The 15,033-nt window shown below is 71.0% G+C and carries 14 protein-coding genes; 5 read left to right on the top strand and 9 right to left on the bottom strand.

Features of this window, described 5'->3' with window-relative positions; all coding sequences use genetic code 11:
* Positions 1-285: 285 nt before the first annotated feature.
* The 9 genes from MCHT01_RS06870 to MCHT01_RS06830 all read right to left on the bottom strand — a co-directional run bounded on the left by MCHT01_RS06870 (position 286) and on the right by MCHT01_RS06830 (position 8,795).
* A complete protein-coding gene (locus MCHT01_RS06870; RefSeq protein ID WP_084452056.1) occupies positions 286-1,074 on the bottom strand; it encodes an ABC transporter ATP-binding protein in 789 nt (262 codons plus the stop codon).
* Positions 1,071-1,919: an ABC transporter permease gene (locus MCHT01_RS06865; RefSeq protein WP_067064064.1), complete on the bottom strand. Its 849-nt coding sequence runs from the start codon at positions 1,917-1,919 to the stop codon at positions 1,071-1,073. The genes MCHT01_RS06870 and MCHT01_RS06865 overlap by 4 nt, the downstream gene beginning before the upstream one ends.
* 64 nt (positions 1,920-1,983) lie before the next feature.
* Complete coding sequence (locus tag MCHT01_RS06860; RefSeq protein WP_067064025.1) at positions 1,984-2,985, bottom strand: aliphatic sulfonate ABC transporter substrate-binding protein; 1,002 nt, start codon at positions 2,983-2,985, stop codon at positions 1,984-1,986.
* Positions 2,982-4,565: an LLM class flavin-dependent oxidoreductase gene (locus MCHT01_RS06855; RefSeq protein WP_084452054.1), complete on the bottom strand. Its 1,584-nt coding sequence runs from the start codon at positions 4,563-4,565 to the stop codon at positions 2,982-2,984. Before MCHT01_RS06855 ends, MCHT01_RS06860 begins: the two co-directional genes overlap by 4 nt.
* Complete coding sequence (locus MCHT01_RS06850) at positions 4,562-5,374, bottom strand: MetQ/NlpA family ABC transporter substrate-binding protein (RefSeq protein ID WP_067064062.1); 813 nt, start codon at positions 5,372-5,374, stop codon at positions 4,562-4,564. The genes MCHT01_RS06855 and MCHT01_RS06850 overlap by 4 nt, the downstream gene beginning before the upstream one ends.
* 101 nt (positions 5,375-5,475) lie before the next feature.
* The gene (locus MCHT01_RS06845) at positions 5,476-6,150 is read right to left on the bottom strand and encodes a methionine ABC transporter permease (RefSeq protein WP_067064024.1); all 675 of its coding nucleotides are present in this window, start codon (positions 6,148-6,150) and stop codon (positions 5,476-5,478) included.
* A complete protein-coding gene (locus MCHT01_RS06840; protein WP_084452052.1) occupies positions 6,143-7,075 on the bottom strand; it encodes a methionine ABC transporter ATP-binding protein in 933 nt (310 codons plus the stop codon). Before MCHT01_RS06840 ends, MCHT01_RS06845 begins: the two co-directional genes overlap by 8 nt.
* A gap of 73 nt (positions 7,076-7,148) precedes the next feature.
* A complete protein-coding gene (locus MCHT01_RS06835; protein ID WP_084452050.1) occupies positions 7,149-8,393 on the bottom strand; it encodes an acyl-CoA dehydrogenase family protein in 1,245 nt (414 codons plus the stop codon).
* Between the two features lie 186 nt (positions 8,394-8,579).
* Positions 8,580-8,795, bottom strand: coding sequence for a hypothetical protein (locus MCHT01_RS06830; RefSeq protein ID WP_067064022.1), 216 nt, complete (start codon positions 8,793-8,795; stop codon positions 8,580-8,582).
* A 234-nt stretch (positions 8,796-9,029) separates the two neighbouring features.
* Here MCHT01_RS06830 and MCHT01_RS06825 point away from each other — a divergent pair, with 234 nt between their 5' ends.
* The 5 genes from MCHT01_RS06825 to MCHT01_RS06805 all read left to right on the top strand — a co-directional run bounded on the left by MCHT01_RS06825 (position 9,030) and on the right by MCHT01_RS06805 (position 15,033).
* Positions 9,030-9,713 (top strand): response regulator transcription factor, encoded by a 684-nt coding sequence (locus MCHT01_RS06825; protein ID WP_067064020.1) that lies wholly within the window; start codon positions 9,030-9,032, stop codon positions 9,711-9,713.
* Positions 9,714-9,781: 68 nt separating this feature from the next.
* Positions 9,782-11,245: a sensor histidine kinase gene (locus tag MCHT01_RS06820; protein WP_067064018.1), complete on the top strand. Its 1,464-nt coding sequence runs from the start codon at positions 9,782-9,784 to the stop codon at positions 11,243-11,245.
* 276 nt (positions 11,246-11,521) lie between these two features.
* Positions 11,522-12,706, top strand: coding sequence for a maltoporin (locus MCHT01_RS06815; RefSeq protein WP_067064017.1), 1,185 nt, complete (start codon positions 11,522-11,524; stop codon positions 12,704-12,706).
* Between the two features lie 46 nt (positions 12,707-12,752).
* Positions 12,753-14,006 carry an ABC transporter substrate-binding protein gene (locus tag MCHT01_RS06810; RefSeq protein ID WP_067064015.1) on the top strand — a complete coding sequence of 418 codons (1,254 nt, stop codon included), beginning with the start codon at positions 12,753-12,755 and terminating at the stop codon, positions 14,004-14,006.
* A 148-nt stretch (positions 14,007-14,154) separates the two neighbouring features.
* Complete coding sequence (locus MCHT01_RS06805) at positions 14,155-15,033, top strand: carbohydrate ABC transporter permease (RefSeq protein WP_067064013.1); 879 nt, start codon at positions 14,155-14,157, stop codon at positions 15,031-15,033.

The raw sequence follows: 15,033 nt of genomic DNA, 5'->3' as shown, positions 1-15,033 counted from the left end.
TTGCCGTTGCCGTTGCCGTTGCCGTTGCCGTTGCCGTTGCCGTTGCCGTTGCCGTTGCCGTTGCCGTTGCGGTTGCCGTTGCCGTTGCCGTTGCGGTTGCGGTTGCGGTTGCGGTTGCGGTTGCGGTTGCGGTTGCGTTGCGGTTGCGAGGATGCCTGGTGCGGGCCTCCCCTCGCCCACGGGGTGGGAGAGGGGTTGGGGGTGAGGGCCGTTGAAGTCAGCGAGCCCTCTTGCCCCCTCGCCCGCTTGCGGGAGAGGGTTGGGGTGAGGGTCTTCGGGCTGCCGTCACGCCACCCGTTCCAGCTCCGACAACACCTGCCCCCGGAGCGCCGCCACCTCGGCGCTGCCTCGACCGCGCGGGTGATGCAGCGTGACCTCGATCTCCCGCACGATCCTCCCCGGCGACGATCCGAGCACCAGCACCCGATCCGCCAGCAGCACCGCCTCCTCGATGTCATGCGTGACCAGCAGCAGGCTGGTCCCATGCGATCGGGCGACCTCCCTCACCAGATCCTGCAGCCGCATCCGCGTGAACGCGTCCAGCGCCGAGAACGGCTCGTCGAGCAGCAGCACGCGCGGCCGCGTGTAGAGCGCCCGGGCGATCGCGGCCCGTTGAGCCTGACCGCCCGAGAGCTGGCGCGGCAGCGCGTCCTCCAGCTCGCCCAGGCCGACCTCGTCGAGCAGCGTCCGCACCCAGGCCTCGTCATGGCCCTGGCCGAGGTCGAAGCCGACGTTCTCGGCCACCGTCAGCCAAGGGAACAGCCGCGGCTCCTGGAAGACGACCCCGATGTCCCGATCCGGCCCGCGACGGACACGCCCATCCAAGCGCACCTCCCCTTCGAAGTCGGGATCCAGCCCGGCCACGATGCGCAGCAGCGTGCTCTTGCCGCAGCCGCTCGCGCCAACCACGCCGAGCACCTCGCCCGCGGCCAGTTCGAAGCGGACATCCGTCAGCACCGCAGTGCCTCGCCGCCCGCCGGACGCCGCCACGCCGCCCTCGCCGGCGATCGTGGCGGGAGCGGCAGTCCCAGCGAAGAACCGCTTCGCCCTCACCTCCACCTCGACCAAGCTCATGTCGTTCCTCCAAAGCTGTCCCGCCAGCGCAGCGCGCGGCGCTCGATCGCGGCCATGGCCCCGTCGCTGAGCTTGCCCAGCACGGCCAGCAGGACGATCGCCGCGAGCACCAGGTCGGCACGCCCCGTCTCCCGGCCATCGGTCAGCAGATAGCCCAGGCCGCGGCTGGCCGCGATCAGCTCCGCGGCGACCATGAACATCCACGCCAGGCTGAGCCCGTTGCGCAGCCCCGTGAGCACCGCCGGCAACGCGGCCGGCAGCAGCACGCGCCGCGCGAGCGCGATCCGCCCGAGCCCGCGCAGCCGGGCGACCTCGACCAGCTTGCGATCCACGTCACGGATGCCCGAGGCCACGCCCATGTAGACGGGGAAGAACGCGCCGATCGCGATCAGCGCCACCTTGGACGCCTCGTCGATCCCCAGCCACAGCAGCAGCAAGGGCACCCACGCGAGCGACGGGATCGCGCGCAAGGCCTGGAAGCTCGGCGTGAGCAAGGCGGCCGCGAAGCCGGACAGCCCGACCAGCGCGCCCAGCAGCACCGCCAGCCCCGCGCCCAGCGCGAAGCCGCCGGCCACGCGAAGCGTGCTCGCCAGCACATGCTGCGAGAGCTGGCCGTCGCGCAGCATCCGCACCAGCGCCTCCAGCACATCGCTGGGCGCGGGCAACAGATGCGGCGCGATCCAGCCAAGCCGCACGGCCGCCTCCGCGAGCATCAGCACCGCCACTGGCGGCAGCGCGCCCAGCAGCCAGGCCGGCCATCGCCGCGGATCGAGACCCGCGGCGATGGCCCCGGACGCCAGCGTTCCTCGCGCCACCCGCGCGTCGTTCGCCAGCGGCTCCGGCATCACCGGACCCAGCGAGGCCACCGCCCGCGCGATCAGATCGGGATCCGCGCTCATGGGCCGGGCCTCAGGCCTTCACCAGGCCGGCCGCGAAGCGCGTGTCGACCAGGTCGGCGATCGTGCGGTTCAGGTCCACGCCCGGTCGCACCAGCTGCTCCGCCGTGAGGATCGGCGACGCGGCCTGCAAGGCCTTCAGGTGCTCGTCGCCCGGCAGCGGATGCTGGAAGTCGCTGCGCAGCTTCACCTGCAGCAGGGCCACCGGCAGGCTGACCTTGGCCTCCTCCGCGAGGATCCTCGCGGCGTCCGAGGGGTTGGCCAGCGTCCAGGCGCGTGCGCGCTCGTAGGCCGCGATCGCGCGACGGACGACCTGCGGATGCCGGGTCAGGAACTCCTCGCGCACGTTGAGGAAGCCGTAGGTGTTGAAACCGACGTTGCGGTAGAGCAGCTTCGATCCGGCGTCGAGCTCGCTGGCCGCCATCAGCGGATCCAGCCCCGCCCAGGCGTCGACGCGCCCCTGTTCCAGCGCCGCGCGGCCATCGGCGTGCTGCAGCGCGACGTGCTCGATGTCGGTCCGCTTCAGGCCCACCGTGTGCAGCGCGCGCAGCAGGAACAGGTAGGGATCGGTGCCCTTGGTCGCCGCGATCCTGCGGCCCTTCAGGTCCGCGAGCGAGCGGATGCCCGAGTCGCCGCGCACCACCAGCGCGGTCCATTCCGGCCTCGAGAAGATGTAGGGCGCGCGGATCGGATTGCCGTTCGCGCGGGCCAGCAGGGCTGCCAGGCCGGCGGTGGAGCCGATGTCGATGCTGCCCGCGTTGAGGTACTCGAGCGCGCGGTTGCTGCCCGCGCTCAGCACCCAGCGCACGCCGATGCCGTCCTTGGCCAGGTCCTCCTCCAGCCAGCCGAAGCGGCGCAGCACCAGGCTGGTCGGCGAGTAGTAGGCGTAATCCAGCCGCAACTCCTTGGGGGCGCCCGCGGTCTGCGCGCGCGCCGGACCGGCGGCCAGGCCGGCGGCGACGCTCAGGCCCAAGGCGAGTGCCTCGCGGCGGGTCGGGAAAGTCTCACGGGTCATGCGACGGGCTCCGTCAAGGGAATGGTCAGGGCAGGCAAGTCGGCACCGTCCGGCGCCGGCACGGCCGCCTCGGACGACGCCCCCGGCCCGGAGGGCGCGACCTCGGCAAGGCGGACGAGTCGCCCCGCATGCGTCGCGGGCAGGCGGTCACCGCGATCGAAGAGCCGGGCGCGCAGCGTCCTCGGCCGCGCATCGTCATCGGCGCCCGGCCCGTCCACCGGTCGATAGCGGCCACGGCGGCGCAGCTCGGGCACGACCAGGTCCACGACATCACGGAAGGTCTCGTGCGCCAGCGCGTACGCGAGGTTGAAGCCGTCGAGCCCGGTCGCGTCCTGCCAGGCGATCAGCTGATCCGCGATCTCCGCCGGATCGCCGACGAAGACCGGACCGCGGCCGCCGAGACCGATGAACTCGGCCGCCTCGCGGACCGTCCAGCGCCGCGTCGGATCCGCGCTGCTGAACGAGGCCAGCGCCGTGCGGCCCGCCTGCGTGTCGAGGTAGTCGATGGTCGCGTCCAGCGGATAGCGGCTGAAGTCCACGCCCGTCCAGCCGGACAGCAGCGTCAGCGCGGCCTCGACATCGACGTGGCGTTTGAGCGCCTCGTGCTTGGCCCGGGCCTCGGCGCTCGTCGGCGCGGTGACGATCAGCGCCTGGCCGTAGATCAGCACGTCCTCGCCGGATCGGCCGGCCTCGCGGGTCGCCTGGCGCAGGCCGTCGACATAGCTCCGCAGCACCGCGACGCTGGGGCCGCTGACGAAGACGCACTCCGCATGCCGACCGGCGAAGGCGCGGCCGCGGCTCGATGTCCCCGCCTGGAAGAGCACCGGCGTGCGCTGCGGCGAGGGCTCGCACAGGTGGATGCCGGGCACGCGGTAATGCTCGCCGTGATGCCCGATCGCATGGACCTTCGCCGGATCGACGAAGACCCGCGCGGCCTTGTCGCGCCGCACCGCGCCCTCTTCCCAGCTCAGTTCCCACAGCTTGTAGACCACCTCGAGGTACTCGTCCGCGAGGTCGTAGCGCTCGTCGTGCGCGCGCTGCTGCGACTGGCCCAGGTTGCGCGCGGCGCTGTCGAGGTAGCCGGTGACGATGTTCCAGCCGATGCGGCCGCGCGTCAGGTGGTCCAGCGTCGACATGCGGCGCGCGAAGCTGTAGGGCTGCTCGTAGGTCAGCGCGCAGGTGACGCCGAAGCCCAGGTGCCTCGTCGCCGCCGCCATCAGCGGCACGACCAGCAGTGGGTCGTTCAGCGGCACCTGCGTCGCGTGGCGCAGCGCCGCGTCGGGCGATCCACCGTGCACGTCGTACACGCCCAGCACGTCCGCGAGGAACACGCTGTCGAAGCCGCCGCGCTCCAGCAGCGTCGCCAGCTCGACCCAGTAGTCCGGGTCGGTGTAGCGATGCGACTCGTCGCGCGCATGCGTCCACAGCCCGGGCGACTGGTGCCCGACCGTGTTCATCGCGAAGGCGTTGAAGCGGATCCGCCGCGCTCGGGTCGGGGTGGCGGCGCCCGCGGACGCCGCGTCCGGCGCCGCGTCGGCGTCGTCGTCGCGCGCGGGCGATCGCTCGGAAGGGCCGCTCATTGCAGGAAGGCCGGCCGCGCGTAGCCGGGGAACTTCTGGTCCAGCACCGTCTTGAACTCCGGCGCGTGGAAGGCCTCGACGATGGCCTGGGACCAAGGCTGCGCCTTGTCCTTGGACTTCACCGCCACGACCAGCAGGTAGTGGTCGGGTGTCTTCTCCAGCACCAGCGCGTCGGTCAGCTTCAGCCCGCTGGAGATCGCGAAGTTGCCGTTGACGATCGCGTACTCCGCGTCGTCCAGCGTGCGCGGGATCTGCGCCGCCTCGATGGGCTGCAGCTTCAGCTTGAGCGGATTCGCCGCCACGTCCTTCTCGGTCACGCGGATCGGATCCGCGCCGGGCTTCAGGGTGATCAGCTTCTGCTCGGCCAGCAGCGCGAGGCCGTGCGCCAGGTTGGCGGGATCGTTGGCCAGCGTGATGCGATCGCCGGGCCGCGCCTCGGCCAGGCTCTTGCGCTTCTTCGAGTAGATCCCGAAAGGCGCCATCGGCCCTTGCACCACGTCGACCAGGTCCAGCCCGCGGTCCTCGCGGAAGCGATTGAGATAGATGATGTGCTGGAAGAAGTTGGCGTCCAGCGCGCCCTGCGCCAACGCGATGTTGGGCTGCACGTAGTCGTTGAACTCGACCAGCTTGACCTTGTAGCCGCGCTTCTCCAGCAGCGGCTTGATGCCCAGCCTCAGCACCTCGATGTTGGAGCCGGCGGTGGCGCCGATGGTGAGCTCCTTCTTGTCCTGCGCGAGCGCGGGCGCGGTCAGCGCGCCGGCGCTCAGGGCCAGCGTCAAGGTCAGCAGCGTGCGACGGGCAATGGTCATCGGAAGGTCCCTCGGGTGGTTGGAATGGGGTCGGGCGCGATCACCGCGGCCGAGGTCGGCGCGCGGATCGGCGGCGTGGGCCGCGTGGGGCGCGGCCTGGCTCATCGCTTGTCGAGCCGGCGCGCGAGGCGGTTGCCCGTGAACTGGATCAGCTGCACGAGCGCGACGAGGATGGCCACGGTGATCACCATCACGTCGGTCTGGAAGCGGTAGTAGCCGTAGCGGATCGCGAGGTCGCCGATGCCGCCGCCACCGACCACGCCGGCCACCGCCGAATAGGACAGGAAGCTGATGGACAGGACGGTCAGCGCGCTCACCAGCCCCGCCCTCGCCTCGCGCACCAGCACGCGCCAGACGATCTGCAGCTCCGACGCGCCCATCGCCTGGGCGGCCTCGATGACGCCTCGGGGGACCTCGCGCAGGCACTGCTCGACCAGCCGCGCGAAGTACGGAATCGCCGCGAAGGACAGCGGCACCGCCGCCGCCAGCGGCCCGATGGAGGTGCCGGCGACCACGCGCGTGATCGGCACCAGCGCCACCAGCAGGATGATGAAAGGGAAGCTGCGCACGGTGTTCACCAGCGCGCTCAGCAGCCGATGCAGCACCCTCGCGCCACGAGGGCCGGACAGCGACTGGCCGGGGCTCAGCAGGAACAGCAGCACGCCCAGCGGGCCGCCGACGATCACCGCCGCGCCCAGGCCGATGGCCAGCATCAGCGCGGTCTGGCCGAGCGCGGTCCAGAGCTCGGGCAGCAGTTCGATCAGGGCGTCAGACATTCACGGCCTCCTGGCGGGCATCGACGTTTCGGGGCGAACGGGCGGCGGCGGGACCGTGGTCCGAGCCGGCGCCGGTGGCGGTCACTTCGACCGGAAGGCGCGCCACGGGGGCGGGACGCGCGTCAGGCGGCTCGTCCACGGGCGCGTCGAGGGTCGACACCAGCGCCGCCTGGCGTTGCAGGCGCGCGAGCGCCCGTCCGAGCGGCGACACCGCCGCGCGCGCGGCATCCGCCACGTCGAACTGCTCGACGAGGTGGCCATCCGCGATGACCGCGGCGCGTCGGCACAGGGTCTGCACGACCTCGAGCTCGTGCGTGACGATCACGAGGGTCACCCCCAGGCGCGCGTTGATGTCGCCCAGCGTGGCGAGCAGTTCCCGCGTGGTCTCGGCATCGAGCGCCGAGGTCGGCTCGTCGCAGAGCAGCACGTCGGGCTGCGGCGCGAGCGCCCGCGCGATCGCCACGCGCTGCTTCTGGCCGCCGCTCAGCTGCGCCGGGTAGTGGTCGGCCTTGTCGGCCAGGCCGACCAGGGCCAGGCATTCGGCCGCGCGATCGGCGATCTCGCGGCGCGAGCGGCCGCCATGCAAGGCCAGCGGGAAGGCGACGTTCTGCGCCGCAGTCGCGTTCTGCAGCAGGTTGAACTGCTGGAAGATCATCCCCAGCCGCTGACGCTCGCGGCGCAACTCGGCCGGCTTGAGCGCCGTCAGGTCGCGGCCGTTCAGATGCACGCGGCCGGCATCGGGCCGCTCCAGCAGGTTGATCAGCCGCAGCAGCGTGGACTTGCCCGCGCCGCTCTTGCCGATCAGACCGAGGATCTCGCCCGCGTGCACGCTCAGGCTCAGGTCGCGGACCGCGTCGAAGCGAGCGCCATCCGGCAAGGTGAAGGACTTGGAGACGCCGTCGAGGCGGATGAGCGGGTCGGTCATGGGGAAGGCTCCGCGGTCGGACGAAGGAGCGCGGGGCACGCCGGGCCGAGACCCGGACGCCGCGCGGCGGGAATCAGGCGTAGCCGGTGGGTTCGGGGACGCGCCCGTCGAGCTGGAAGCGGCCGAGGTCGCGCAGCTTGTAGTCCACCGGGTCGTGCAGCGTGTGGACGCGCGCGTTGCGCCAGTAGCGGTCCAGCCCGAACTCGGCCGAGGTGCTGCGCGCGCCGGTGAGCTCGAAGAGCTGGCTGCCGACCTCCACGCTCGCGCGATGCGCCAGGACCTTGGCCTCGGCGCCGGCGATGGCGACCTCGCCACGTTCCGGCGCCGTCAGGGCCTCGCCGCGATCGAGCGCGTCGCGCAGCCGGACGACGGCCTCGGCGGTGACCGACTGCGCCGCGCGCACCTTCAGCCAGAGGTCGCCGTAGCGGTGCTGCACCAGCGGATCGTCGACCGCGCGGGCGACGCCCGAGGCGGCCCAGGCGCGGGCGCGCGTCGCCGTGTAGCGGCGCGCCGCGTCGAAGGCGCCCTCGGCCAGGCCGAGGTAGAGGTGGCTCATGATCAGCTGCGCGATCTGGGACCGCAGCGTCGCGCGCGGCGTCGGGCTGACACCGGGCACCTGCAGCAGTTCGTCGCCGTCCAGCCGCACGCGGTCGAAGCGCACCGTGCCGCTGTCGGTCTGGCGCTGACCGAAGGCATCCCAGTCGCCCTCGACCGTCACGCCCTCGCGTCGCGTCGGCACGATGCCGATCAGGAAGCCGCCGTCCTCGGTCGTCGCGGAGATCGTCAGCCGGTCCGAGCCCAGCGCGCCGGAGCAGAAGCTCTTCGTCCCGTCCAGGCGCCAGCCGCCGCCCTCGCGCGCGGCGACGAGGCGCGTGTCGGCGGGGTTGAGCGCATTGCCCCAGAACAGGCGCTGCTCGGCGGTCTCGCGCAGATGGCGCGCGCCGTGCGCGATGGCGGCCGGGCCGCCGTAGAGCGACACGCCGTAGAGCTGCAGATGGTGGAAGGCCAGCACATGCGCGAGCGCGCTGTCGATGCGGGCCAGGCGCCGCACGACGCCGTAGAAATCGACGATGTCGCCGCCCAGCCCGCCGAGCGCCGTCGGGATCGTCAGCGCGAGCAGGCCGCTGGCGCGGATCAGCTCGCGCTCGGCGGCGGCATGGCCGCCCTCGCGATCGCGGCGGATGGCGGTCTCGTCCAGTTGCGCGGCCAGACGGTCGAGGCCGGGGCCCAGCACCTCGGCGAGCGGCGGCGCGGCGCCGGCGGGTCCGGAGGGGGGCGAAGCGGGGGCGTCGGCACGACGCAGGACGGGTGCGGTCATCGGCGGGGAAGCTCGAGCGCCGGAAGGCGCGATGCCGCCGAGTGTTCCCGCGCGGCCGCATCGGCCGAAGCGAGGAAATCGTCTGTGCTTATGCGAGGGCCGTCACGCGGGCACGCCTGCGCGGGCCCATGCGCGACGAAACCGGAAGCGGAAGCGGACGATTGAGGCCGCGCGAGGCCGAGACGCTCAGCTCTGCTTCAACCAGGTCGACGCGTTGTTGGCCGCCTGGGCGTTGCTCTGGATGCCGACCGTCTGCTCCATGTGGCGCAGCAACGCGGCGCAGCGCTCGACATGGTCCTTGTCGGGGTGCCACGGGCCGGCGGCATCCCCGCTGCTGTGCAGGTTCGCCGCCTTCGTGTAGACGACGCGCCAAAGCGGCTGCTTGAGGTCGGCGGCGTTCATGGTGGCGTGGCGGGCGGCTGAGCCGGAGGGTGTACGACAGGGCGCATGTTCCTCCCGCGCCGGCCCGCCGGCAAGCGACGAAGTCGCAAGTCCACGTCGGTCGATGGCCCGCACGGCCCATCCGGTCGGGCTCGTCGTGACGGAGGTCACGCCCCGTCATGAGGCGCGCGGGCGTTGCACGCCCCGGGCTTGCCCCATGCAGGGGCGTGGCCCGGGCCTGTTAATCTGCCGTTCATGAATCTTTTGCTCGCCGAAGACGATGCCATCCTGGCCGACGCCCTGTGCGAACAGATGCGCGCCTGTGGTTTCAGCGTGGAGCACGCGCCCAACGGCGCGGTCGCGCAGTACCTGCTCGCCAAGCAGACCTTCGACGTGGTCGTGCTCGACATCGGCCTGCCGATGGTCGACGGCCTGGAGGTGCTGCGGCAGCTGCGCCAGACCGATGCCTCGCTGCCGGTGCTGATCCTCACCGCGCTGGACAGCCTGGAGGACCGCGTCGCCGGCCTGAACGCCGGCGCCGACGACTACCTCACCAAGCCTTTCGACTTCCCTGAGCTGGAGGCCCGGCTGCGCGCCCTGCTGCGTCGCAGCCGCGCGCTCAAGGCCAGCACCGAGCTCGGGCAGCTCAGCATGCAGCGCGAGACGCGCAGCGCGCAGGTGCGCGGCGACATGCTGGAGCTCAGCCCGCGCGAGTTCGACCTGCTGGATCTGCTGCTCACCCACCAGGGCCGCGTGATCACGAAAGAGCAGATCAACCAGGCCTGGTCGGGCGGCGCGAGCGCGGCCGGCGACGGGGCCGGCGCCAACAACGCGGTCGAGGTCTACATCCACCGCCTGCGCCGCAAGCTCGAGGGCGCGCAGGTGGCGATCCGCACGGTGCGGGGCCTGGGCTATCTGCTGGAGCTCGAGCGCGCCTGAGGGCGGGCTCGCCGCGCCCGTCCCGTCGCCCCTGCCCGCGTCGCCCCCCACCCCGTCCGCTCGCGCTCATGGGCCCCTCGTCCCGCTTCTCGCTCAAGCGCCAGCTGCTGCTGTGGCTGCTGCTGCCGCAGATCGTGCTGTGGCTGGCCGGGGCGCTGTTCAGCTATCGCCTGGCGGGCCGCTACGCCAACGAGGCGGTCGACGCCACGCTGCTGCAGGCCACGCGCTCGCTGGCGCGGCAGGTCAAGCCCATGGGCAACGGCCTGCTGATCGACTTCCCGCGCGCCGCGCAGGACGTGCTGGAGGCCGACCCCAGCGACAAGCTGCTCTACACCGTGAGCTCGCCGCCGGGCCAGTTCATCCTGGGCAACCGCAACCTGCCGAGCCCGCCGGCCAAGCCGGCCAGCCCGCCACTGGGCGAGGCCCAGTTCTACGACGGGGAGCTCGACGGCGCCGACGGTGACGGCCAGCCCGCCTCCCCGGTGCGCGTGGCCGCGCTGTACCTGCAGTTCGGCGAGAACCCCAAGGCGCAGCAGACCATGCTGGTGCAGGTGGCGCGCTCCAGCGCCAACCGCGAGCTGCTCGCGCGCCGGCTGCTGATCGACACCATGCTGCCGCTGTCCGTCCTGATCGTGCTGATGAGCATGATCGTGTGGGCCGGCGTCGGCGCCGGGCTCGCCCCGATCGCGCGCCTGCGGCGGCTGGTCGAGGGCCGCAAGCCCAACGACCTGCGGCCCATCGAGCTCGACGCCGCGCCGCAGGAGCTGCGCTCGCTCGCGCAGGCGATCAACGACCTGCTCGACGCCGTGCGCCACAACGTGCAGGGCCAGCGGCGCTTCATCAGCGACGCCGCGCATCAGCTGCGCACGCCGCTGGCCGGTCTCAAGAGCCAGAGCGAGCTCGCGCTGGCCGAGGCCCCGCCCGGGCCGCTGACCATGCGGCTGGCGCGGGTGCAGGAGAGCGCCGCCCGCAGCGCGCATCTGGTGAACCAGTTGCTGGCGCTGGCGCGCACCGAGCCCGAATCGGTCACGCGGCAGACGCCGGTGAGGCTGGACCTGGGGCGGCTCGCGCGCGAGGTGACGGCCGAGCTGGTGCCGCGCGCGCTGCAGCAGCAGGTCGACCTGGGCTACGACGGTCCCGATTGCGGCGACCGCGATGACGACGGGGCGGACCAGGCCACGGCATCCGAATCGGTGGAGGTGACCGGCATCGCGCTGCTGCTGCGCGAGGCGCTGGTGAACCTGGTCGACAACGCGATGCGCTACGCGGGTCGCGGCTCGAGCGTGACGGTGCAGGTCCGGCGGGCCGGCGCCGAGGTCGAGCTGATCGTCAGCGACAACGGTCCCGGCGTGCCCGAGGCCCTGCGGGAGCAGGTCTTCGAGCGCTTCTTCCGCGGCACCCACGAGGGCAACGGCTGTGGCCTGGGGCTGGCGATCGTCAAGGAGATCGTCGAGCGGCACGGGGGGCGGATCGCGCTTTCCGACGCGGAGCCGCGTGGGCTGCGCGTGACGCTCAGCGTGCCGGCGGCCTGAGCGGCCGCCGAAGACCCTCACCCCTGCCCTCTCCCGCAAGCGGGAGAGGGAGTCTCCAGCGCTCTATCGCAAACGGCCCCCCGCACCTGACCGGCCCACTCGCGCGCATACCGCACGAAACATCCCCAAACAAGCTCATACAACGGTAGTGGTAAGCACCAATATAGTTTGATTAATGAAAAATTAAAGTTCAGCCCGCATGCAAGAAAAATGAACGTCTGCTTAACGACGCACGCCCGGAGCTGCGTTTCGCGGACCCACAACGGAGACCTGAACATGACCCGCTTCCCGCTTTTGCGAGCGCCCCTCTCGATCGCCGCCGGCCTGCTCTTCGCCGCCGGTTCCGCCAGCGCGGTGGACTTCACCGGCTACTTCCGGGCCGGTCCCGGCGGCACGCAGCACGGTGAGAGCCGCGCCTGCTACGCCCTGAACGGCGGCACCAACGGCATGAAGTACCGCCTGGGCAACGAGTGCGACATCTACGGCGAGTTCCAGCTCGCCCAGGGCTTCAAGAAGGACGGCATCGACTACAAGGTCGTGCTGATGACGGACTACTGGAACCCCCACTCCGACGCCGACGACACCAAGCACCTGCGCCTGGCCCAGATGTACACCGAGGCCAAGGGCTTCGACTTCGCGCCCGAGATGACGGTCTGGGCCGGCAAGGAACGCGGCCGTCGCGGCGACGTGCACATCGTCGACACCTACTTCACCGAGATGGCCGGCATCGGCGCCGGCTTCAAGGGCTTGAACCTGGGCCCCGGCAAGTTCGGCGTCGCTTACTACACGAACGACAAGGACAACAACCAGCGCCCCGGCCACCGCGGCAACTTCGAGTACATGGACATCGCGACCGGCCAGGACGGCGCGCTGAACGTCTTCGGCACGGTGACCAAGTCCCAGTTCGCCGGCGGCACCAACGGCTGGGGCCTGGCCATCCGCCACAACCAGAACAAGCTGTTCGGCAGCTCGCTGAACAACGTGGTCTGGGTGCAGTACGCCCAGGGCTCGGCCGGCCTGAACTCCAACTTCGGCGACCAGACCGCCACCTCCGCGGCCAAGAAGTTCCGCATCGTCGAGTCGGTGAACTTCCAGGAAGGCGCCTGGGGCGGCATGGGCATGCTGCTGTGGGCCAACGAGAAGGACAACGCCGGCAAGGCGACGGTCTCGACCTCCGTCGGCGGCCGCGTGTCCTACGGCGTCACCCGCAACTTCAAGCTGCTGACCGAGGCCGGCGTCTCCCAGTACAAGCCCGACGGCGGCCAGACCGCGCGCCTGACCAAGGTGACCTTCGCCCCCACGCTGTCCACCGGCCCGGCCCTGATGGACCGTCCCGAGTTCCGCCTCTACGTGACCCACGCCAAGTGGAACCGCGCCGCCGGCAACGTGACCGGCCAGCCCGGCTTCGACAACGAGACCTCGGGCACCAGCTTCGGCGCCCAGGTCGAAGTGTGGTTCTGAGTGACACACTGACCGCATCTTCCCCCCGGAACAAGGAGACAACACGATGATGAAGCTCAAGCATCTCTCTCGCGCCGCGGCGCTGTGCGCGCTGCTGGCCGCGGGCGCGGCCCAGGCCGGCGAGGTCGAGGTCCTGCACTGGTGGACCAGCGGCGGCGAGGCCAAGGCCGCCACCGCCCTGAAGGCCACGCTGCAGAAGCAGGGCCACACCTGGAAGGACTTCGCCGTGGCCGGCGGCGGCGGCGACTCCGCCATGACCGTGCTGAAGTCCCGCGTCGTGTCGGGCAACGCCCCGGCGGCCGCGCAGATCAAGGGCCCCTCGCTGCAGGAATGGGCGCAGGAAGGCGTGCTCACCAACATCGACGGCGTGGCCAAGGCCGGCAAGTGGGACGAGGTCATCCCGCCCGTGGTGGCCAACATCATGAAGTACCAGGGCCACTACATCGCGGCCCCGGTCAACGTCCACCGCGTCAACTGGATCTGGGCCAACCCCGAGGCCCTGAAGAAGGCCGGCGCCAAGCTGCCGACCACCTGGGACGAGTTCTTCGTCACCGCCGAGGCGCTCAAGAAGGCCGGCATCGTCCCGGTGGCCCATGGCGGCCAGAACTGGCAGGACTTCACCACCTTCGAATCCGTCGCCCTGGGCGTCGGCGGCGTGGACTTCTACAAGAAGGCGCTGGTCCAGCTGGATCCCGTCACGCTGACCGGCCCGACGATGGAGAAGGTGCTGACAACCTTCAAGCGCATCAAGGACTACACCGACAAGAACGCCCCGGGCCGCGACTGGAACCTGGCCACCGCCATGGTGATCAAGGGCGAGGCCGGCATGCAGCTGATGGGCGACTGGGCCAAGGGCGAGTTCGTCGCCGCGGGCAAGGTGCCGGGCAAGGACTTCATCTGCGCCGCCGCCCCCGGCACGCAGAAGGCGTTCACCTTCAACATCGACTCGTTCGCGATGTTCAAGCTCAAGAACGCCGCCAACGAGAAGGCCCAGCAGGACCTGGCCACCGCGATCATGTCGCCGGAGTTCCAGGAGCTGTTCAACCTGAACAAGGGCTCGATCCCGGTGCGCACCGGCATGAAGATGGACAAGTTCGACGACTGCGCCAAGCAGTCGGCCGCGGACTTCGCCGCCGATGCCAAGGCCGGCACGCTGGTGCCCTCGATCGCGCACGGCATGGCGGTGCACGCCGCCGCCGAGGGCGCGATGAAGGACGTCGTGAGCCAGTTCTGGAACAGCGACAAGATGACGGCCAAGGACGCGCAGACGCGTCTGGCCGCCGCCGCCAAGTCCAAGTGAGTCCGCTGAACCCGGTGACGATCTGAGACGGACGGGGCGGCGCCGCACGGGGCCGCCCCTCCCCTCGATCCGATCGCAGGTCCGTTCCTCCGCTCCGTTCAGAAGCTTCATCCCGCACGCCCCGCGTGCGCCGCAGGTCCGCCCACGCATGTCCGCCTCAAGAGCCCCTCGCAGTCCCTGGCTTCCCAAGCTGGTGGTCGCGCCGACCTTCCTCGTCTCCTTCCTCTTCATCTATGGGCTGATGGCCTGGAACGGCTATCTGTCGCTGTCGGCCTCGCGCCTGCTGCCCAACTACGAGTTCGTCGGCCTGGACCAGTACCGGGCCCTGTTCGACAACGAGCGCTGGTGGCTGGCCCTGACCAACCTGGGCCTCTTCGGCGGCCTGTTCATCGGCGGCGCGCTGGTGGTGGGCCTGCTGCTGGCCATCCTGCTGGACCAGAAGATCCGCGGCGAAGGCGTGCTGCGCACCGTCTACCTGTACCCGATGGCGCTGTCCTTCATCGTCACGGGCACGGCCTGGAAGTGGATCCTCAACCCCGGCCTGGGCATCGAGCACCTGATGCAGCAATGGGGCTTCCCCCACTTCAGCTTCGACTGGCTGGTCGACCCGGACATGGCCATCTACTGCGTCGTCATCGCCGGCGTGTGGCAGTCCTCGGGCTTCGTGATGGCGCTGTTCCTGGCGGGGCTGCGCGGCATCGACGACTCGATCATCAAGGCCGCGCAGGTGGACGGCGCCTCGCTGCCGCGCATCTACTGGCGCATCATCATCCCGACGCTGCGACCGGTGTTCTTCTCGACGCTGATGGTGGTGGCCCACCTGGCGATCAAGAGCTTCGACCTGGTGATGGCGCTGACGGCCGGCGGTCCCGGCTACGCGACCGACCTGCCCGCGACCTTCATGTACACGATGGCCTTCACCCGCGGCCAGATCGGCCTGGGCGCGGCCAGCGCCACGATGATGCTGGCGACCATCGCCGCCATCGTCGTCCCTTATCTCTATTCCGAGCTGCGCTCGAAGTCCTGA

Origin of the sequence: Mitsuaria chitosanitabida ATCC BAA-476 = NBRC 102408, from assembly GCF_001598255.1 — a bacterium.
Lineage (GTDB): Bacteria > Pseudomonadota > Gammaproteobacteria > Burkholderiales > Burkholderiaceae_C > Roseateles > Roseateles chitosanitabidus.
Note: the sequence above shows the minus strand (reverse complement) of the source record. Positions and strands in the feature narration are given on the sequence as shown.